This is a genomic window from Cedecea neteri (assembly GCF_000758325.1).
GTDB classification, from domain to species: domain Bacteria; phylum Pseudomonadota; class Gammaproteobacteria; order Enterobacterales; family Enterobacteriaceae; genus Cedecea; species Cedecea neteri_B.
This window is the reverse complement of the sequence record NZ_CP009459.1, coordinates 2180599-2199107: the sequence shown is the minus strand read 5'-3', so window position 1 is coordinate 2199107 and position 18509 is coordinate 2180599. Positions and strand designations below refer to the sequence as shown.

Genomic DNA, 18509 nt, shown 5'->3' with positions numbered 1-18509 from the left:
AAAGAGGGAAATATTATTCTGTAAGGATAGCAATAAGGCGATGCAATAAATTAGTTTTGTGAAATTCTTGGGATAGCGAACCCTTTTAGGGTGATGGTGAAATGTTCACCCTCTTTTTTAATACTGGCCCCGGTATCACACCAGTCTGAAGCGATGCGGAAAAACTCATCGCTGCCAATATTCCATCCCAGCTTCACTTTTTTCAGGTAGCCTGAACGCAATAACTCACAGGCTTGCTGATAGCTGTAAGCGGTACTGTCCGTACCGGCGTTCATTTTTTCTTCTTCAGCAGTTTACGCAATGCCTTGATCTCACGATCGTTTAATGGCGTCACGCGAGCCTCAGAAGTATGCTGGCTGTCCACATCATCTTCATCGACGCCCACGTCGCTGTCGAGATTATCAAAGGCTTTGGACAGAAGTCTCTCCGTTACGCTTGCCAGGGTTTCACTATTCTCTTCCGCATAGTGACGAATCTTCTCTTTTAACTCGATGCTTATTTTTACGTTCAGCGTAGCCGTCGTCATTGCAAATCCTTAGTGCTTAAACAGAGGTTTGTGTTTAATACTATAGAGAATAAATAAGATCCAGCCAGTGCGATAAATTTAATATTTCTGTCATAATTCAAATATCCAGAAAATATATCCGGTTTATTTTTTTACAAAGGCGGTAGCCTTCGCTTTACCGGCGTGCTTTTGACGATTGACGTATTGCACTGGGCGAATTCAGTCAGCCCATTAAGAATATCATCCAGTTGCCCCACCGAACGAAGCGCCAGGCGAATAATAAAGCAGTCTTCTCCGGTAATGTTGTCACATTCGATGCATTCTGGAATGGCCTGAATCATCTTCTCTACTTTCTGTAACATACCCGGCAGAGGCTTCATGCGAACCAGCGCCTGCATGGTGTAGCCCAGGGCCTGCAAGTTGGTATTCATGGTGTAGCCGTTGATCACGCCGCGTTCCTCAAGGCGTTTCACTCTTTCTGCCGTACTCGGTGAAGAAAGCCCGATTTTTCCGCTCAGCACTTTCAACGAAATGCGGGCATCAGCCGTAAGAACAGTCAGGATATGCCTGTCTATTTCATCGAGAAGGGAATGACTCATTTTTATCTCATTTATAAAGGCAAAAGATTGGAATGCGCTAATTTTACCACTTCAACGCCCCGGCCACAGTGCCCAGAATAAAGCTCTTTATTCTGGAGAGACAAAATGACTCGTGAGATAAGAACTGGCAGCCTGCAAATGATTGCGGCGATGCTCATCTCCGGCACTATCGGCGCACTGGTAGTGTTTTCTCAGCAACCTGTCACCAACGTTGTGTTCTGGCGCTGCGTCTTTGCCGCTATTACGCTGTTCATCCTGGGCCTGATGAGCGGTAACTGGCGCAGCCATTTGAACCGCAGGGTTGTTTTGATTGCCGCCCTCGGCGGCGTGGCGCTGGTCGTAAACTGGCTACTGCTGTTCGCCGCCTATTCACGAACGTCCATTGGCCTAGCCACGGTACTCTACAATACGCAGCCGCTGATGCTGGTCGGGATGGGCGTTTTTATCCTGAAAGAGAAAGTCAGCCGCAGCAAGTGGCTTTGGCTGGGCGCGTCATTTGCCGGCATGCTGCTGGTGTTTTCTAGCGGGTTTAACCATAGCGGCAGCAACGGCTGGCTTACCGGGATTACGATGGCGCTGGGTGCCGCGTTCTTTTATGCCCTGACGGCGCTGATTATTCGCCAGCTGAAAGGCGTGCCTGCGCAGCAAATTGCTCTTGTTCAGGTGGCCGTCGGCACGTTGATGCTGCTGCCGCTGGTCGATTTCCAGCAGCACATGACGTTCACGCATTGGGGAATTGTAGCCACGCTGGGCATACTCCATACCGGTATGATGTACCAGTTGCTGTACGGCGCGATTCAAAAGCTGCCGACGTCGATCACCGCCTCGCTCTCGTTTATCTACCCGATTGTGGCGGTGGTCGTGGATCGTTTTGTCTTTGATCACAGCCTGAGCCCGATTCAGTTTTTCGGCGGCGCAATGATTTTACTGGCAGCAGCGGGGATCAACTTAGGATGGGGAGAAAAGCGCACGACTAAAGCAGCGCTGGCTAAGGGGTAGCCAGAAATGGGTGGGGGCCCTGCCAGCTACATCCCGGCACACACGTCGCCTGCTGCGGCTGCTTCCTTCCGGACCTGACCGAGTTCACAAGTTAGTGTTGCGGGAGAACCAACAGGGCCCCCATTGAGAGCGTTGTTATCCAACGCGCTGGCGCATTATCCACATCCCCCCCGCGAATTGCAAGCCAGCGGCGGTCAGGTGTTGGTTTATTGCGCATCACCGGTTTAACTTGGTGCTTTCTCCGTCGCCGATTATCCTTAGAAGCGATTTTGCCAGGAGTTCTCTATGGATAAGCACGATTCCTTTCCGCAGCGGGTTTACCAAATTGTTGCCGCCATTCCCGAAGGTTACGTTACCACCTACGGCGAAATTGCCGCACTGGCCGGGTCGCCCCGGGCTGCCCGCCAGGTGGGGGGCGTGCTCAAGCGCCTGCCCGAAGGCAGCCGTTTACCGTGGCATCGGGTGGTGAACCGGCAGGGTGTGATTTCACTGACAGGGCCCGATCTCCAGCGTCAGCGCCAGGCGCTGCTTTCTGAAGGGGTGATGGTGTCAGGCGACGGGCATATTGATATGCTGCGTTACCGCTGGAAATATTAAAACGCCCCCATTTGGGGGCGTTTCGCTTTAGTACGTTGTTGGCGCAGGCACCGCCGAAGATGGCGTCACCTGAGTCGGCGAGGTGGATGGCACCGTTGTTGCCGCCCCACCGCCTTGCTGAAGCGGAATCGCCGTATTTTGTACCGGCACCAGCGTCAGATCGGCCTTCGTCCCGCCCTGATTGATCACCGGCTGGAAGGTATCGGTGATAAACATCAGCTTACCGTCCACGGTGATGGCGGCACTCAGCAGGATACGCGCGTTCGGCTGGATGTCAGCCGGATTGAACGGGATCACGAAGCTGAAAGGCGCCTGTTTACCTTCGGTACGCGTAACTTTCTGGGCAATGACTTTCGAAGGGGCATCGGCCAGCGAAGCGTCAGAGACGGTCACCGTCAGCACAGCATCTGGCGGCAGAGCAACCCGCTGACGGATCCATGCCGTACCGGAGACGTTGGGCATTGCGATGTTAGATTGCTGGGCAGATGCGGCTCCGGCGGATGCACTCGGCGCAGGAGTAGGCACATCAGCACTCTTATGTGCACAACCTGCAACAGCAACCGCGATAGCCAAAGCACTTAACATAGGCACAAGTTTCATTGATTTTTTCTCCTTATTATCAATGTCGCGCCGGGGACGAACCCCGTTGAAAAACGCGCTTAACGGCTTAAGTGTGGCACAGATCACTGAATTCTGCTGAAAACCAGGAATGTTCCCAGCATCTGCGCATCAAATACGCCGTTTACAGGCATGTTATAATCGAGAAAATTCGCCGCATTCCCTTTTATTGAGGACATTTTATGAGTCAGGCGCTCAGCAATTTATTGGCGTTACTTAACCTGGAAAAAATTGAAGAGGGATTGTTCCGTGGCCAAAGCGAGGATTTAGGCCTGCGTCAGGTGTTTGGTGGGCAAGTGGTCGGCCAGGCGCTTTACGCGGCTAAAGAAACCGTACCGGAAGAGCGCCTTGTTCACTCTTTCCACAGCTATTTCTTACGCCCGGGCGATAGCCAAAAGCCCATTGTTTATGACGTAGAAACCCTGCGCGACGGCAACAGTTTTAGCGCCCGCCGCGTTGCTGCAGTGCAGAACGGCAAGCCGATTTTCTATATGACCGCATCATTCCAGGCCCCGGAATCTGGCTATGAGCACCAGAAAGAGATGCCGCCAGCGCCAAAACCGGATGGTCTGCCGTCCGAAACGGACATCGCCCGCTCGCTGGAAAAATTCCTCCCGCCGCATGCGAAAGAGAAGTTTCTTAGCGAAAAACCGCTGGAAATTCGCCCGGCCGTATTCCACAACCCGCTGAAAGGCCACGTCGATCAGCCGGCCCGCCAGGTCTGGATCCGTGCGAACGGCAACATGCCGCAGGATCTGCGCGTGCACCAGTATCTGCTCGGCTATGCCTCCGACTTCAATTTCCTGCCGGTCGCCCTACAGCCGCATGGCGTTGGTTTCCTGGAACCAGGGATGCAGGTCGCGACTATCGATCACTCCATGTGGTTCCATCGTCCGTTCGACATGAACGAATGGCTGTTGTACAGCGTGGAAAGCACCTCCGCGTCGAGCGCTCGCGGCTTTGTTCGTGGAGAGTTTTATACGCAAGATGGCGTGCTGGTCGCGTCGACGGTTCAGGAAGGCGTCATGCGCCATCGCGGGTAATTAACGCTGAAATAAAAAAACCACCTGCATAACAGATGGTTTTCAGAGAGAAGTAAAACCTCGCCCAACCGGGCGAGGTTTTGATAACAAATCAGTTGTTGTACGCGTTTTCGCCGTGGCTGTTCACATCCAGGCCTTCGCGTTCCTGCTCTTCTGGTACACGCAGACCTACGGTCAGGTCAGCAATCTTGAACGCGATGAACGCCACCACGCCGGACCAGACAATGGTGATAGCCACGCTTTCAAGCTGAACCAGAAGCTGATGCCCCATAGTCACGCCTTCTGCATAACCCACGCCGCCCAGAGAAGTTGCCGCGAAGATACCGGTCATGATGCAGCCGATGATGCCGCAGACGCCGTGTACGCCGAACACATCACATGGGTCATCCACGTTCAGCCATTTTTTCAGCGTCGTCACGCCCCACAGGCCGGCCAGACCAACAACCAGGCCAATCAGCAACGCACCACCTACGCCAACGTAGCCACACGCAGGGGTAATACCGACCAGACCCGCGATAGCACCGGAACAGGCACCCAGCAGAGAAGGTTTACCGCGCAGCGCCCACTCGCCGAAGACCCAGGAGAGAATCGCCGCGGCAGTGGCAACAACGGTGTTCACGAACGCCAGCGCAGCGATTTCGTTGGCCGCACTTGCAGAACCAGCGTTGAAACCGAACCAGCCGAAGTAGAGGATTGCGGTGCCGATAAACACCATTGGCAGGTTGTGCGGCTTGAACGCTTCTTTGCCGAAGCCAACGCGTTTACCCACCAGGTAAGCACCCACTAAGCCAGCAACAGCAGCGTTAATGTGCACCACGGTACCCCCCGCGAAGTCCAGCGCGCCGTGCGTAGCCAGAATACCGCCGCCCCACACCATGTGCGCAATTGGCACGTAAGAGAGCGTCAGCCAGACGGCAGCAAAAATCACTACCGCAGAGAAACGCACGCGCTCGGAAAGAGAACCCACTACCAGCCCAACGGTAATACAGGCGAAGGAGCCCTGGAAAGCGACGTGAATGTACTGATAGAAAGTGCCCATCAGCGCTTTCAGCTGGATGTTTTTCAGCATCACCCAGTCAAAGCTGCCGAAGAAGTTGTTGCCGGTGCCAAACGCCAGGCTGTAGCCATACACGACCCACAGCACGCAAACCAGGGCGAAGGTGACGGAGATTTGTGTCAGCATCGACAGCACGTTTTTGGAGCGAATCAGACCGCCGTAAAAAAGCGCAAGGCCTGGGATGGTCATAAATAGCACCAGCGCGGTGCATATCATCATAAAGGCGTTGTCGGCTTTGTCCGCGACCGCAGGCGCGTCCGCAGCGAAGGCGAGCGTCGGCAGTAATGCCAGGGCGCCTAAACCAAGGAGTGCAGCTAATTTTTTCATTTTTCCCATCCCAATCAAGGCTTGCCAGCAGTTACAGAGCGGCTTCGTCGGCTTCGCCGGTACGAATACGAATAACGCGTTGCAGTTCTGCAACGAAGATTTTCCCATCACCGATTTTGCCGGTGTAGGCAGCTTTGCTGATCACGTCGATAACTTCATCGAGCTGGTCGTCAGCAATAGCAACATCGATTTTTACTTTCGGCAGAAAGTTGACGCTGTACTCGGCGCCACGGTAAAGCTCCGCATGGCCTTTCTGGCGACCGAAACCTTTAACTTCGGTCACGGTAAGCCCCTGAATACCGATTGAAGAGAGCGCTTCACGCACGTCTTCAAGCTTGAACGGTTTGATTACCACGGTTACCAGCTTCATAAATTCTCTCCACTCAGAATTAGGTCGTTACCTGCACGTAGAGAGCAAAGCAAAGCCCATGCCAGGAATAAAAAACCAGCGTGATTCAGCACGTTTTCAGGCTTCAGGCGGGTTACCGGAAAGCTGGATGAAGGAGTGGGAACGGGTAGGATCAATCTGAAAAGAAAAAACGCACCACTGCAGTGCAGGATGCGTTTTCGTTTTGCACCAACGCGGAGAAGCGATGGTTTTTATGCGGCCCGTTGCATGGTTGTGGTGCATCAGGCCGTGAGCGATTCTTCCTGTGCAGCAGCGGCCAGCTCCTCGCCCGCTAACTGAAGCTGATACATCTGCCAGTAACGGCCCTGCTGCGCCAGCAGTTCGCTGTGCGTACCGCGCTCCACGGCCTGACCACGATGCAGCACCAGAATCGTGTCGGCATCAGTGATGGTAGACAAACGGTGGGCAATCACCACCAGGGTTGTGTGCTGACGAACTGCCGCCAGCGCCCGCTGAATAGCCTGCTCGGTGCCGGAGTCGATATTCGCCGTGGCTTCATCGAGGATCAGGATCTGTGGGGCTTCCACCAGCACGCGCGCCAGGGCAAGGAGCTGCTTCTGGCCCACAGAGAGATTATTGCCCTGCTCGCCCAGACGGGTATGAATGCCTTCCGGCAACGCCCGCGCCAGTTCGGCCAGTTGCACCGTCTCCAGCGCCTGCCAGACCACCTCTTCGCTGATGTCCCGCCCCAGGGTTACGTTGGCAAAGAACGAATCAGCCATCACCACCGGATCCTGCTGCACCATCGCCACGCCGCGGCGCAAGGCTTCATGGCTGAGGGAGTCCAGAGGTCGGCCATCGAGGCGTATTTCGCCTTTCGTTAACGGGTAGTAACCCATCAGCAGGTTAGCCAGGGTGCTTTTTCCGCTGCCGGTATGCCCGACCAGGGCAATAAAGCTGCGGGAAGGCACTTCCAGATTAATGTCCTGCAGCACCAGGCGGTCGCCCCGGTAGGCAAATGACACGTTATCCACGCTGATAGCGCCGCTGGCGAGGGGCCGGTTGTCATTGCCGTAATCCTGACGTTTACCGTCCATCAGCTCAAACACGCGCTCCCCGGCCACTACCGCCTGCTGCAGAATGGATTGCTGAGTGGTCAGTTCGATCAGCGGTTCGTTCAGGCGGCCAAGATAGTTAATAAAGGCATACAGTACGCCAACTTCAATGGTGCCCCGCGAGGTGAAGCCGAACAACATCAGCAGGCCACACAGAATCATCGCCGAAAACAAGCTAAGCAGCGGCCGCAGAAGCCAGCCATCAAGCCGCAGGGTTTGCATCCGCGCCAGGTAGTGAGAACGGCTTGCCTGCCCCATGCGTTCGCCGAAGCGGGCCTGCTGGCGGAACTGCTGGATGACGCTCATGCCGTTGATAACTTCGTTAAAGCCGTCGTTAATGTCCGCCAGGTAGCTACGCACCCTTCGCACAATCGGCGTGCTGTAGCGCTGGTAGATAAACATCACGGCGATCACCGCCGGGAAGATAGTTATCGCCACCAGCGCCATGCGCCAGTCGAGCGTGAACATCGCCACCAGCATAGCGCCAATCAGCGCCGCGCTCCGCAGCACCGTTGCCACAACGGTGACATACAGATCGCGAATTACTTCGGTGTCGTTCGTCACGCGCGAGATGAGTTGCCCTACCGGCTGCGTGTCGAACGCACTCAGCGGCTGGCGTAGCGCTGCATCCATGACATCGGTACGCAGTTTTTGCACCACGCCCACCGCCGCCCGGTTAAACAGCAGCGCCTGAAGATAGTGCAACCCCGCGGCGCTGATCGACAGCAGAATATAAGCCACGGCCAGCCCGGCCGCGAGGCCAAGCGGCATCTGGTTTTTCGCCACCAGGTTATCAATGAAATAGCTCACCAGCACCGGGCCACAAACCTCAGCGGCAGCCGCAACCCAGAGCATCAGCATCGCTCCGCCCAGCGGTTTGCGCCACGGCGATCCGTAAGCCAGCAGGCGTTTAATGGTAGGCCACTGTTGTTTACGACTCATTGGCGCTCTCCCTGACGTCTTCCTGCTCCGGGGCTTCGTCCAGCGCGGCCTCCAGCTGTTGATAGCGGTACATATCCCGATACCAGCCCGACTGAGACGCCAGCGCGTCATGGCTGCCGCGCTGGGCGATATGCCCGTGCTGCATCACCAGGATCTCGCTGGCTTCCGTCAACGCTGACAGACGGTGCGCGCTGATAATAACCGTGCGGTGTTCGCCCCACTCGCGCAGGTTGTGCAGAATTTGGTGCTCGGTGCGGCCATCTACTGCGGAAAGCGCGTCATCCAGAATCAGGATTTCGGCATCCAGCAGCAGCGCCCTGGCAATGGAAATACGCTGCTTTTGCCCGCCGGAAAGCATGACCCCACGTTCACCCACTTCGGTGTCGTACCCTTGCGGCAAGCGCAGGATATCCTCATGCACGCTGGCCAGGCGAGCGACACGCTCAATGTCCTCCTGCGTGGCCCCCGGCTTACCCAGCGCAATGTTGCTGGCTACGGTGTCAGAGAACAGGAATGGCGTCTGGTTCACGATAGCCAGACGGCTTCTCCAGCCGTCAATTTTCAGCGCCGTGAGCGGAATATCGTGGTAGCGAATATCGCCCTCTTCCACGTCGAAATGACGCTGGATCAGAGCCAGAATAGTGCTTTTGCCAGACCCCGTTGGCCCGCACAGGCCAAGCATTTGACCAGGTTTAAGGGTGAAGTTGACGTTTTGCAGCGTCGGCTGAGTGGTCTGCGGGTAGTGGAACTGGCGAATCGAAGCCACCAGTTCAGCCCGCCCTTCCGGCAGCGTTTTATCGCCATCGACCACGCCCGGCTCTTCTTCCAGCATTGCGCGGATACGGCTGTAGGCCGCACTCCCACGCTCGACAATATTGAACATCCAGGCCAGCGCCAGCATCGGCCAGATCATCAGGCCGAGGTACATCACAAAACTGGTGAGCTGCCCCAGGGTAAGCGTGCCGTCGATAACCATCCAGCTTCCGCCACCGATGGCTAAAAGGTTTGCCGCCCCAATCGCCACATAAATGGTGGGATCAAAACGGGCATCAATGCGCGCCACGCGCATGTTCTTCGCCCCTGCATCCTGGGCTTCTGCGGCAAACAGCGCCGACTGCCTGTCTTCAAGGCCGAACGCCTTGATCATGCGGATGCTGGTCATGCTTTCCTGAGTACGATCGTTTAAGGCTGAGAATGCCGCCTGCGCTACTTTGAAGCGATCGTGTAAACGCGCGCCGTCGCGTTTGATCACCACGGCCATGATCGGCATCGGCAAAAGCGCCAGCAGAGTGAGCTGCCAGCTAATTTGGGTAGACATGACGATCAGCACCGCCAGCCCCATGACCAGCGAATCCACCAGCGTTAACACTCCTTCCCCCGCAGCGAACACCACGCGATCGACATCGTTAGTCGCGCGCGCCATCAGGTCGCCGGTACGGTGGCGGAGATAAAATTCAGGGTGGTGGCGGCTTAGCTGGCGGTAATAGTTTTCCCGCAGCTCAACCGCAAGCTGGTAAGACGCCCCGAACAGCAGGACTCGCCAGACGTAGCGCACCAGATAAACCACCACGGCAATAAGCAGCATCAGGCCAATCCACATCAGCACCTGCTGAGAGGAGAGACGCTGCTGCACGACGCCATCCACAATCACGCCCACCACTTTTGGCGGCACGAGCTGCAAAATAGCGATGATAATAAGCAATGCCACCGCGCCGAGGTAGCGTCGCCACTCGCGGGTGAAGTACCAGCTTAATTGAGCAAATAATCGCACGAAGTTTAAGTCCTGAAATGCTGCCTGCCGGCCAGGGCAAAAGAGTGAAGGCTACTGTTCCACCAGTGCGGAATCAGGAAGTTAGAGGTAATGCTGTGGTGTATTTTATCTGTTCCATGGCAAAACTCGAAGTGACATCGCTTAATCCCGGGATGCCGTTCACCAGCCGCTTATAGAAGTCGTCGTACCGCTTCATATCGGCGACCTGAACCCGAATCAGATAGTCGTATTCCCCGGCCATGCGCCAAAACCCCAATACTTCGGGCATGGCTTCCACCACCGAGACAAATTTGCAGTACCACTCGCTGCTGTGCTGCTGGGTTTTGATCAGCACAAACGCCGTCAGGCCCAGGCCGAGTTTTTCCGGGTCCAGCAGCGCCACTTTGCCGCGAATATAGCCTTCGTCTTCCAGGCGTTTCAGGCGTTTCCAGCACGGGGTGGTGGTCAGATTAACGGCATCCGCCAGCGCCTGCAAAGACAGGGTACAGTCCTGCTGCAGCATCGAAAGCAGCTTTTGGTCAATTTTATCTATCACAAGACCACCAGAGAGAAATATTTTCTCTAATGGAAGCGCTAAACAGGCAAAATGGCAACTTTTTTATCCTGACTTTAGATTACGCTAAGCACAAATTGATAAATGAGAATTTTCCATGACCAGCACCTGGGTAACCAACGCCATCAGCGAGATCAACGCCGACTATCAACGCTCTGCGGATACGCATCTTATCCGCCTGGCTTTGCCCGCTTTTCCGGGTATTCAACTGTATCTTAAGGATGAGAGCACGCACCCGACCGGCAGCCTGAAGCACCGTCTCGCGCGCTCCCTGTTCCTGTACGGGCTGTGTAACGGCTGGATTAAAGAAGGCACCACGATCATCGAAGCCTCCTCTGGTTCAACGGCGGTGTCAGAAGCCTATTTTGCTCGTCTGCTTGGCCTGCCGTTTATTGCCGTGATGCCCGCCAGCACCGCAAAACGCAAAATTGAACAGATCGAATTTTACGGCGGTCGCTGCCACTTTGTAGACAGCGCCTGCGAAATTTACGCCGCTTCGGAAATGCTTGCCCGTGAGCTGAACGGCCATTATATGGATCAGTTTACTTACGCTGAGAGGGCAACTGACTGGCGCGGGAACAACAATATCGCCGACAGTATTTTCCGCCAGATGACCCATGAGCCGCATCCGGTACCGGATTACATCGTGATGAGCGCGGGGACCGGCGGTACCTCAGCTACCATTGGCCGTTATCTTCGCTTCCAGGGCCACGACACAAAGCTGGTGGTCGTCGATCCGCAGAACTCAGTCTTTCTTGATTACTGGCAACAGCGCGACTGTGGCCTGAAAAGCGCAGTTGGCAGCAAAATCGAAGGTATTGGACGCCCACGCTGCGAGCCTTCGTTTATTCCTGATGTGATTGACGAGATGATGCGCGTGCCGGACGCCGCCAGCGTCGCTACTATGCAATGGCTGGAATCCCAGCTTGGCCGCAAAGTAGGCGCCTCAACCGGCACCAATATGTGGGGCGTGCTGCAGCTTGCCGCCAGAATGCGTGAGGAAGGCCGGAGCGGATCTATCGTGACGCTGCTTTGCGACAGCGGCGAACGCTATCTTGAGTCCTACTACAATTCAGCCTGGGTCAGCGAGCATATCGGCGATTTACAGCCATGGTGTGCCGAAATAAACCAGTTGGTGAATATATCCAGATTTATACTCTAAATAATTCGAGTTGCAGGAAGGCGGCAAGACCGTGATAAATTCGTCAGGAACGAATTTGAACCGCCAAAGGCGAGCCTGCGGTGAGAGACAGGATGTCTCTCATTAATCCTCAGGAGCATAGCTAACTATGTGACTGAGGTGACAAATCTGCCGGGAGCAGATTTGAACGTTGCTTGCAACGGCCCTGAAAGGGTGAAGCTCATGGATGAGCTGAATAAACCGGGTGCAGTCAACGCACCTGCGGCTTGAAGTATGACGAGTATAAAAAAACCGGGCTCTTGGCCCGGTGCTGTAAGGTCTCAATATTCGGGGGAATAGGTGAGATGTGGAGTGTCCAGCCAGTGCGTCAAATAGTGCGAGACCGCCTGGTTACGGCAGTGGCCGATAACCGGCAGATGGGGTAAATCCGCTTTTAGCTGCGGCATGGCGTTGCCCATAATCAGGCCGTGCCCAACCGCCGAGAGCATTTCACGGTCGTTCATCGCATCGCCAAATGCCATGCAATCCTGCAGTGTCAAACCTAAGTGGGCGCTCAATACACCAAGCGCTTCGCCCTTGTTGCTGCCCACCGGCAGAACTTCCAGGCAGTCCATGGCTGAGAAGCAAAGAAATGCGCTATCGCCGAGAGCTTCATTGAGCTGAATGCGCAGGCGGCACAGATCGTCGTGATCGCCGCAGAAGCAGATCTTGGTGACTTCGTGAGCCGGTAAACGACGAAGATCGACGATATGTGGCCGGAAACCGCTGTATACGTGTGCGTGAAGCATTTCCGGGATTTCATGGCTGGTTAACCAACCTGAATCGTTAAAGGCATGCATGCTCGCTTCCGTATCCCAATGCCCGTGCAGCACTGTCTCTACCGCCCACGGCGAGAGATCGTTGCGGTGCATTAGCTCACCTTCCATGCTGTGAATGCGCGTGCCGTTGCCGGTGATCAGGAAAGCGTCGAGATCGATCTTGCCGAGAATATGGCGCATCTCCAGTTCATGGCGGCCGGTTGCAAAAGCCAGGGTTATCTGGCGCTCTTCACGCAGACGCTTCAGCGTATTCAGGGTTGCTTCCCCAAGGTGATGGTCGGGCAGCAGCAGCGTGCCGTCCATATCAAATGCAGCCAGACGAGCCATGGTTACTCCAGAAGTGATCGTGACAGGCAAAAGTATCCTCTGGAATATACGGAACTAATAGTGAATACTTGATAAAAAATGTTCCGGGTTTGTTATGCGACTTCTGAATCGGCTCAATCAATTCCAGCGTTTATGGCAGCCTTCCGGCGGAGAGCCGCAGCAGGTGACGGTTGCTGAGCTGGCCGAGCGCTGCTTTTGTAGCGATCGACACGTAAGGACGCTGCTAAATCAGCTTGAAGACGCGGGCTGGCTACGCTGGCGCGCACAGTCTGGCCGCGGCAAACGCGGGGACCTGACGTTTCTGGTTTCACCGGAAAGCGTCCGTTCCGGCATGATGGAGCAGGTTCTGGATAAGGGCCAGCATCAGAACGCGCTGGAGCTGGCCCAGCTTGCGCCGGAACAGCTTCGCCAGCTATTACAGCCGTTCCTCGGCGGCCAGTGGCAAAACGATGTCCCGACACTGCGTATTCCTTATTATCGTCCTCTTGATCCCGTTGCCCCTGGTTTTCTGCCGGGCCGGGCCGAGCAGCATCTCGCCGGGCAGGTGTTTTCCGGCCTCACGCGTTTTACCCGTGAAAGCCCGGAACCCCAGCCTGACCTCGCCCATCACTGGCAAATATCCAACAATGGCCTGTGCTGGGACTTTTTTATTCGCTCGACCCTGCACTGGCACAACGGCGAACCCGTAGAAACCCAGCAGCTTCAACAGAGGCTGATGTTGCTGTTGGCGTTGCCCGCCCTGCGGCGGCTGTTTATCAGCGTCAAACGCATTGAGACCCCTCACGCGCAGTGCCTGCGCTTTATTTTGCATCGGCCGGACTATTGGCTCGCGCATCGCCTGGCGAGCTATTGCAGCCGCCTGGCGCATCCGCAGGATACACAGCTGGGCTGCGGCCCCTTCCGCATTGTCAGCTTCAAGCCAAACCTGGTACGGCTGGAAAGCTTTGAAAGCTATCATCTGAAACACCCGCTGCTGAAAGCCATCGAATACTGGATCACCCCGCAGCTCTTTGAAACCACGCTCGGCACAAGCTGCCTGCATCCGGTGCAAATCGCCATCGGCCAGCAGGATGAGCTGGAGAACCTGCGCCCGGTCAGTAATAGCATCAGCCTGGGCTTTTGTTATCTGGGGATCAGGCCGCAGGGAAGGCTCAGCGCAGAGCAGGCCAGAACTATCATGCAGATTGTCCGGGAGCCGGAGATGATCGGCACGCTGCCGCTTAACAGCGAGCTGATCACGCCCAATAGAGAGATGATCCCCGGCTGGCAAATCCCCGGCTGGGAAACACACAAAGCCGTAGCGTTACCGAAAAAACTGACGCTGGTTTATCATTTGCCGGTCGAGCTTCACGCAATGGCCCATCAGCTTAAGCGCTATTTAGCAGAGCGCGGCTGCGAACTGACGGTAATTTTTCACGACGCCAAAACCTGGGCTGGCTGCGAAGATTTAGCCCAGGCCGATATCGTGATGGGCGACAGGCTGATTGGTGAAGCGCCGGAATACACCCTGGAGCAATGGCTGCGCAGCGATGTATTGTGGCCCAATTTATTAAGCGCCGGCCATTATGCCCATCTGCAGGCCACGCTGGATGCCGTGCAGGCTTCCCCTCCTTCTTATGAACGTAATGAAGGGTTGAAAGAAGTTTTTCATGGCCTGATGCGGGATGCCGTGGTCACGCCGCTGTTTAATTATCGCTACCAGATAAGCGCCCCACCCGGCGTGAACGGCATTGAACTGAATGCCTGGGGCTGGTTTGATTTTTGCGAAGCCTGGCTCCCACCGCCGGGAATGGCGTGAAGAAGCTGGCTCACGCCCTGGCGGGGCGTTACCATACCCTTTTTCCAGACACCCTTATGAACGACAGGATAGAGAATGAAACGTACAGTCGTGGTTTTCAGCGGCGGACAGGACTCCACCACCTGCCTGATTCAGGCCTTACAGCAATATGATGAAGTCCATTGCGTGACCTTTGATTATGGTCAGCGCCATCGGGCAGAAATCGACGTGGCCCAAAAGCTGTCGCTGAAGCTTGGCGCCCGTGCGCACAAGGTCCTGGACGTTACCCTGCTGAACGAACTGGCGGTGAGCAGCCTGACGCGAGACAGCATTCCGGTGCCGGGCTACAACCCGGAGGATAAAGGCATCCCAAGCACTTTCGTACCTGGCCGCAACATCCTGTTCCTGACCCTGGCGGCGATTTACGCTTACCAGGTTGAGGCTGAATCCGTGATAACCGGCGTCTGCGAGACGGACTTCTCTGGCTACCCGGACTGCCGCGACGAGTTTGTCAAAGCGTTGAACCACGCGGTTAGCCTCGGGATGGCAAGAGACATCCGGTTTGAAACGCCGCTGATGTGGCTGGACAAAGCGGAAACCTGGGCGCTGGCCGATTACTGGCAGAGCCTGGAAACGGTTCGTCAGGAGACTCTGACCTGCTACAACGGCATTCAGGGCGACGGCTGTGGCGAATGCGCCGCCTGCAACCTGCGCGCTAATGGCCTGAATAACTATCTTGCCAATAAACCCGCAGTCATGGCCGCAATGAAGCAAAAAACTGGCCTCAAATAAAACATAACGGCGTGGTCACAAACCTCTGTCGATAGAAGAAATACCGGACGGTTCGTAAAAAAGACCGGAAAATCAATTCATTGATTTTCGGCTGATAAGCACAAAGAGGGAAAAACCATGCTTTTTCCCTCTTTGTCAGCAATTTTAGGCACTCATCATCTGTTCCAGCTTCTGACGCAATTCACCCTCCAGCGGAACGGCCTTTTGCGTCTTTAAATCAATGCAGACGAAGGTCAGCAGCGCGTCGGCCACGGCTTCGCCTTCAGGCTCCAGCGTCACCACCTGGCTCAACACGCCGCTTTTACCGTTAAGCTGCTGGAGTTTGCTGTCAATGCGCAGCAGGTCCCCAAGCACCGCAGGGCGGCGGTAGCTAATATTGATATTCACTACGATAAAAGCGATGTTGTGTTCCGTCATCCACTGGAAGCCCGTCGTTTTTTCCAGCCCTTCCCAGCGGGCCTCCTCGAGGAACTCAAGATAACGGGCGTTGTTAACGTGCTGGTAGACATCCATGTGGTATCCACGAACTTTGATATGTGTTTGCATAGCGCGAAGCCCTTGTTCTGTTTTTGTTATCATCAGGTGAAGGTAAGCGAGGCCATACCCCAATAACTGGTATGACCTCTAACTCAGAGTAGCAAACTTTCCTCTTCAGGTGGAAGCCTGAGCACGTAAACTCAAAGTTTTATGCGAGCCAGGTTACGTTCTACCAGCGCTGCACCAATGCCCGGGACCTCCTGCAGCTGATCGAGCGTTTTAAACGGGCCGAATTCGTCACGGTAGCTGACGATGGCCTGCGCCTTTTTCAATCCCACCCCGTTCATTTTCTGGGCAAGTTCTTCCGCCGGGGCGCTATTGATACTCACCAGCCCCTCCCCTTGTTCCGCCGTTTTGGCAGGGGCAGTTTTAGGCTGCGTCGCTGCCGTGCTGGCCGGGGCCGAACCTGCTTTTTCTGCGGCGGCATGTGCCGGGGCGCAGCCAAGTAAACCGGCCAGAACGAGGGAAAGTGAAAATGCTTTGATGCCTGATGTCATGCTGTGTCCTCCATGTATGTTGACAGCCTGGTCACCATAGCGAGGATAAAAATCAGGAACAAACGCCGGATTTAAAATGTGGAAAAGGCCGCGAAAGCGGCCTTCAGGTATTACACTGCGTTGCAAAAATTTGCGAGGATTACTGCTGTTGGTCGATGATATCGCCCAGTTTGATCTTCGCTTCTTTACGCAGGTTGGACATCAGCGCTTCGAAAGCAATCTGGGCATTGTTCTGGGTGATCCCCTGCACCATCGCTTTTTTCTGCTCGTCCGGCATAGAGCCTGCTTTCACTTCATCCAGAGACAGCAGCACAACGTTGCCCTGCATATCATTGGCGACGCCATAGCTCGGCTTGTCTTTCGCCGGTAAAGGCAGCCCAAAGGCGGCCTGGCTGATAGGATCCTGCCCGGTACGGCTCAGGGTTTTCGCTTCGCCGAAGCTCAGGCCCGCCGCTTTCATTTCGTCACTGCCTTTGCCCAGTTTCAGCGCGTTCAGCAGTTTGTCAGCGTCCAGTTTCGCCTGCTGCTCCGCTTTCTGCTGCTTCACGGCGGCAATCACCTGGTCACGCACTTCGGAGAGTGGTTTAACCGCTTCAGCTTTGTGCTCGGAAATACGCAGTACGAAAGCGCGATCGCCATCGACGGTAATGATGTCTGAGTTGCTGCCCGGCGAACCGTTTTCACCCACCAGACCACCGCTGAAGATAGCGTCAGCAACCGGTTTGAAGTTCAGTTCTTCCGGCAGATTGTCGTGGCCGAACCAGCCAGTTTCAACCGCTTTAACACCTGCGACTTTCTCAGCGCTTGCCAGAGATTCGTTGTCGTTGCTCGCGGCATCGCTCACTTTCTGCTGCAGCGCATAGTATGCGTCAACGGCTTTTTCCTGCTTCACTTTCGCCACGATGCCGTCGCGGACTTCCGCCAGCGGCTTCACAACGGCAGGCTGGATGTCATCGAGACGAACGATCAGGAAACCAACGGAAGATTTCACGACGCCGGACAGCTGACCTTTTTCTTTCAGGCCGGCATTTTTCAGTTCGTCAGGCGTGGTGGAGGCTTCCAGCCAGCCCATATCACCGCCGTTGCGGGCAGAGATGATGTCAGCCGACTTGGCCTTCGCCAGTGCAGCAAAATCGCCGCCCTTGTTCAGCTCGTCGAGAATCGCTTTCGCTTCATCTTCGGTTTTAGTCTGAATCACGCTGTAGCGGTTACGCTGCGGCTGGGTGAATTCGTCTTTGTGCTGGTCGTAGTAAGCCTGAACGTCCGCATCACTGGCCTCTTCCTGCATGGAAGCCGCGTCCAGCTTGATGTAGCTGACTTTAAACTGTTCAGGGGTGATGTAGCGGTTTTTGTTCTGCTCGTAGTTGGCGTTGATTTCCTGCTCGGAAGCGTCTTGCTTCGCGGCCAGTGCTTTCACGTCGATAGTGGCTTCACGCACAACGCGCTGCTGGGAGACCAATGCTGCCAGCTCGTCGGTTTCACCAGTGAGCATAAAGTCGGTGCCGACCACGGCTTTGATCAGCTGGTCAGTGGTGAGCTGATTGCGCAGTGCCTGTGCATATTGATCGGCAGTCAATCCCATATTGCCGATGATTGCGTTATAGCGTGCGTTATCGAACTTACCGTTATTCTGGAAGGCAGGCTGGCTGAAGATAGCCATTTTCACCTGCTCGTCGCTGATGCCGAGGCCAAGATGTTTGGCGTACTGGTCAAGCAGCGCTTCATCAATCAGCTGGTTGAGTACCTGCTGACGCATTTGCTTCATGTAGCCTTCGTTACCGGCGAGAACGGAGAACTGATCGCCCAGTTGTTGCTGCTGACGATTACGTTCGTTCGCTACGGCATTTTCGAACTGGCCACGGCCAATCTCCTGGCCATTTACTTTTGCGGCATAATTATTGTTACCGCCAGTCAGGTAGCTACCCACGCCAGTCAGAACGAATGACAAGATAATCAAACCCAGAATGATCTTGAGCACGACATGGTTAGCCGCCGCTCGTAAATTGTCCATCATGGTGTAACAACACTCCGCTGTAGTATGACTTGGTAAACCTGCGCAGGCGCTAAGCTGGCATCCTTAGTGACTCAAGCTGCCCTGTGCTGCGCGCAAGGGCGTATTGTGACAAGAAACCCGCTGCAAATCAT

General features: G+C 55.3%; 19 protein-coding genes and 1 other RNA gene. 6 read left to right on the top strand and 14 right to left on the bottom strand.

The window, feature by feature from the left end; genetic code table 11:
• Positions 1-50 precede the first annotated feature (50 nt).
• From LH86_RS10345 to LH86_RS10335, 3 genes are all read right to left on the bottom strand, one after another.
• The gene (locus LH86_RS10345; RefSeq protein WP_008454666.1) at positions 51-275 is read right to left on the bottom strand and encodes a hypothetical protein; all 225 of its coding nucleotides are present in this window, start codon (positions 273-275) and stop codon (positions 51-53) included.
• Positions 272-526, bottom strand: a complete 255-nt coding sequence (locus tag LH86_RS10340) for a hypothetical protein (RefSeq protein WP_039300932.1) — start codon at positions 524-526, stop codon at positions 272-274. Before LH86_RS10340 ends, LH86_RS10345 begins: the two co-directional genes overlap by 4 nt.
• 131 nt (positions 527-657) lie before the next feature.
• The gene (locus LH86_RS10335; RefSeq protein ID WP_039300928.1) at positions 658-1104 is read right to left on the bottom strand and encodes an Lrp/AsnC family transcriptional regulator; all 447 of its coding nucleotides are present in this window, start codon (positions 1102-1104) and stop codon (positions 658-660) included.
• Between the two features lie 105 nt (positions 1105-1209).
• Here LH86_RS10335 and LH86_RS10330 point away from each other — a divergent pair, with 105 nt between their 5' ends.
• On the top strand, positions 1210-2103 hold the full coding sequence (locus LH86_RS10330; protein ID WP_039300925.1) for a DMT family transporter: 894 nt from the start codon (positions 1210-1212) through the stop codon (positions 2101-2103).
• 17 nt (positions 2104-2120) lie between these two features.
• On the opposite strand, the gene ffs is transcribed toward LH86_RS10330, so the two are convergent.
• Positions 2121-2217: signal recognition particle sRNA small type (ffs, locus tag LH86_RS22020), an RNA gene on the bottom strand.
• 171 nt (positions 2218-2388) lie between these two features.
• Between ffs and LH86_RS10325 the strand changes: the two genes are divergently transcribed.
• Entirely contained in the window at positions 2389-2700 is a 312-nt protein-coding gene (locus tag LH86_RS10325) for an MGMT family protein (protein ID WP_039290812.1), read from the top strand.
• Positions 2701-2727: 27 nt separating this feature from the next.
• Here LH86_RS10325 and LH86_RS10320 read toward each other — a convergent pair whose 3' ends face one another.
• Positions 2728-3300, bottom strand: coding sequence for a YbaY family lipoprotein (locus tag LH86_RS10320; protein ID WP_039300922.1), 573 nt, complete (start codon positions 3298-3300; stop codon positions 2728-2730).
• Positions 3301-3500: 200 nt separating this feature from the next.
• Between LH86_RS10320 and tesB the strand changes: the two genes are divergently transcribed.
• Positions 3501-4361: an acyl-CoA thioesterase II gene (tesB, locus tag LH86_RS10315; RefSeq protein WP_039300919.1), complete on the top strand. Its 861-nt coding sequence runs from the start codon at positions 3501-3503 to the stop codon at positions 4359-4361.
• A gap of 91 nt (positions 4362-4452) precedes the next feature.
• Here tesB and amtB read toward each other — a convergent pair whose 3' ends face one another.
• The 5 genes from amtB to LH86_RS10290 form a co-directional block, all read right to left on the bottom strand.
• Positions 4453-5745: an ammonium transporter AmtB gene (gene amtB, locus LH86_RS10310; RefSeq protein ID WP_008454653.1), complete on the bottom strand. Its 1293-nt coding sequence runs from the start codon at positions 5743-5745 to the stop codon at positions 4453-4455.
• Positions 5746-5776: 31 nt separating this feature from the next.
• Entirely contained in the window at positions 5777-6115 is a 339-nt protein-coding gene (glnK, locus tag LH86_RS10305; RefSeq protein ID WP_002891893.1) for a P-II family nitrogen regulator, read from the bottom strand.
• A 260-nt stretch (positions 6116-6375) separates the two neighbouring features.
• Positions 6376-8151: a SmdB family multidrug efflux ABC transporter permease/ATP-binding protein gene (locus tag LH86_RS10300; RefSeq protein WP_039300916.1), complete on the bottom strand. Its 1776-nt coding sequence runs from the start codon at positions 8149-8151 to the stop codon at positions 6376-6378.
• Positions 8141-9922, bottom strand: coding sequence for a SmdA family multidrug ABC transporter permease/ATP-binding protein (locus LH86_RS10295; RefSeq protein WP_039300913.1), 1782 nt, complete (start codon positions 9920-9922; stop codon positions 8141-8143). The genes LH86_RS10300 and LH86_RS10295 overlap by 11 nt, the downstream gene beginning before the upstream one ends.
• A gap of 73 nt (positions 9923-9995) precedes the next feature.
• Positions 9996-10457, bottom strand: a complete 462-nt coding sequence (locus tag LH86_RS10290; RefSeq protein ID WP_039300910.1) for an Lrp/AsnC family transcriptional regulator — start codon at positions 10455-10457, stop codon at positions 9996-9998.
• Positions 10458-10572: 115 nt separating this feature from the next.
• Between LH86_RS10290 and LH86_RS10285 the strand changes: the two genes are divergently transcribed.
• Entirely contained in the window at positions 10573-11637 is a 1065-nt protein-coding gene (locus LH86_RS10285; protein WP_039300907.1) for a PLP-dependent cysteine synthase family protein, read from the top strand.
• Between the two features lie 299 nt (positions 11638-11936).
• Here the strand turns inward: LH86_RS10285 and cof are convergent, their stop codons facing one another.
• Positions 11937-12761 carry an HMP-PP phosphatase gene (gene cof / locus LH86_RS10280; RefSeq protein WP_039300905.1) on the bottom strand — a complete coding sequence of 275 codons (825 nt, stop codon included), beginning with the start codon at positions 12759-12761 and terminating at the stop codon, positions 11937-11939.
• Positions 12762-12855: 94 nt separating this feature from the next.
• On the opposite strand from cof, the gene LH86_RS10275 reads away from it, so the two are divergent.
• A complete protein-coding gene (locus LH86_RS10275) occupies positions 12856-14559 on the top strand; it encodes an SgrR family transcriptional regulator (RefSeq protein WP_039300902.1) in 1704 nt (567 codons plus the stop codon).
• A gap of 75 nt (positions 14560-14634) precedes the next feature.
• Positions 14635-15330, top strand: coding sequence for a 7-cyano-7-deazaguanine synthase QueC (queC, locus tag LH86_RS10270; RefSeq protein ID WP_039300900.1), 696 nt, complete (start codon positions 14635-14637; stop codon positions 15328-15330).
• 144 nt (positions 15331-15474) lie between these two features.
• Here the strand turns inward: queC and LH86_RS10265 are convergent, their stop codons facing one another.
• The 3 genes from LH86_RS10265 to ppiD all read right to left on the bottom strand — a co-directional run bounded on the left by LH86_RS10265 (position 15475) and on the right by ppiD (position 18378).
• Positions 15475-15876, bottom strand: coding sequence for a YbgC/FadM family acyl-CoA thioesterase (locus tag LH86_RS10265; protein ID WP_039300897.1), 402 nt, complete (start codon positions 15874-15876; stop codon positions 15475-15477).
• 131 nt (positions 15877-16007) lie between these two features.
• Positions 16008-16364 carry a ComEA family DNA-binding protein gene (locus tag LH86_RS10260; RefSeq protein ID WP_039300894.1) on the bottom strand — a complete coding sequence of 119 codons (357 nt, stop codon included), beginning with the start codon at positions 16362-16364 and terminating at the stop codon, positions 16008-16010.
• Positions 16365-16503: 139 nt separating this feature from the next.
• On the bottom strand, positions 16504-18378 hold the full coding sequence (gene ppiD, locus LH86_RS10255) for a peptidylprolyl isomerase (protein WP_039300891.1): 1875 nt from the start codon (positions 18376-18378) through the stop codon (positions 16504-16506).
• Between the last annotated feature and the right edge of the window lie 131 nt (positions 18379-18509).

Coding starts and splice junctions, on each gene's coding strand:
- LH86_RS10265 (WP_039300897.1), bottom strand. CDS start 15,876: ATGCAAACACATATCAAAGTTCGTGGATACCACATGGATGTCTACCAG.
- queC (WP_039300900.1), top strand. CDS start 14,635: ATGAAACGTACAGTCGTGGTTTTCAGCGGCGGACAGGACTCCACCACC.
- LH86_RS10345 (WP_008454666.1), bottom strand. CDS start 275: ATGAACGCCGGTACGGACAGTACCGCTTACAGCTATCAGCAAGCCTGT.
- cof (WP_039300905.1), bottom strand. CDS start 12,761: ATGGCTCGTCTGGCTGCATTTGATATGGACGGCACGCTGCTGCTGCCC.
- glnK (WP_002891893.1), bottom strand. CDS start 6,115: ATGAAGCTGGTAACCGTGGTAATCAAACCGTTCAAGCTTGAAGACGTG.
- LH86_RS10335 (WP_039300928.1), bottom strand. CDS start 1,104: ATGAGTCATTCCCTTCTCGATGAAATAGACAGGCATATCCTGACTGTT.
- LH86_RS10275 (WP_039300902.1), top strand. CDS start 12,856: ATGCGACTTCTGAATCGGCTCAATCAATTCCAGCGTTTATGGCAGCCT.
- LH86_RS10260 (WP_039300894.1), bottom strand. CDS start 16,364: ATGACATCAGGCATCAAAGCATTTTCACTTTCCCTCGTTCTGGCCGGT.
- ppiD (WP_039300891.1), bottom strand. CDS start 18,378: ATGATGGACAATTTACGAGCGGCGGCTAACCATGTCGTGCTCAAGATC.
- LH86_RS10320 (WP_039300922.1), bottom strand. CDS start 3,300: ATGAAACTTGTGCCTATGTTAAGTGCTTTGGCTATCGCGGTTGCTGTT.
- LH86_RS10285 (WP_039300907.1), top strand. CDS start 10,573: ATGACCAGCACCTGGGTAACCAACGCCATCAGCGAGATCAACGCCGAC.
- tesB (WP_039300919.1), top strand. CDS start 3,501: ATGAGTCAGGCGCTCAGCAATTTATTGGCGTTACTTAACCTGGAAAAA.
- LH86_RS10300 (WP_039300916.1), bottom strand. CDS start 8,151: ATGAGTCGTAAACAACAGTGGCCTACCATTAAACGCCTGCTGGCTTAC.
- LH86_RS10325 (WP_039290812.1), top strand. CDS start 2,389: ATGGATAAGCACGATTCCTTTCCGCAGCGGGTTTACCAAATTGTTGCC.
- amtB (WP_008454653.1), bottom strand. CDS start 5,745: ATGAAAAAATTAGCTGCACTCCTTGGTTTAGGCGCCCTGGCATTACTG.
- LH86_RS10340 (WP_039300932.1), bottom strand. CDS start 526: ATGACGACGGCTACGCTGAACGTAAAAATAAGCATCGAGTTAAAAGAG.
- LH86_RS10330 (WP_039300925.1), top strand. CDS start 1,210: ATGACTCGTGAGATAAGAACTGGCAGCCTGCAAATGATTGCGGCGATG.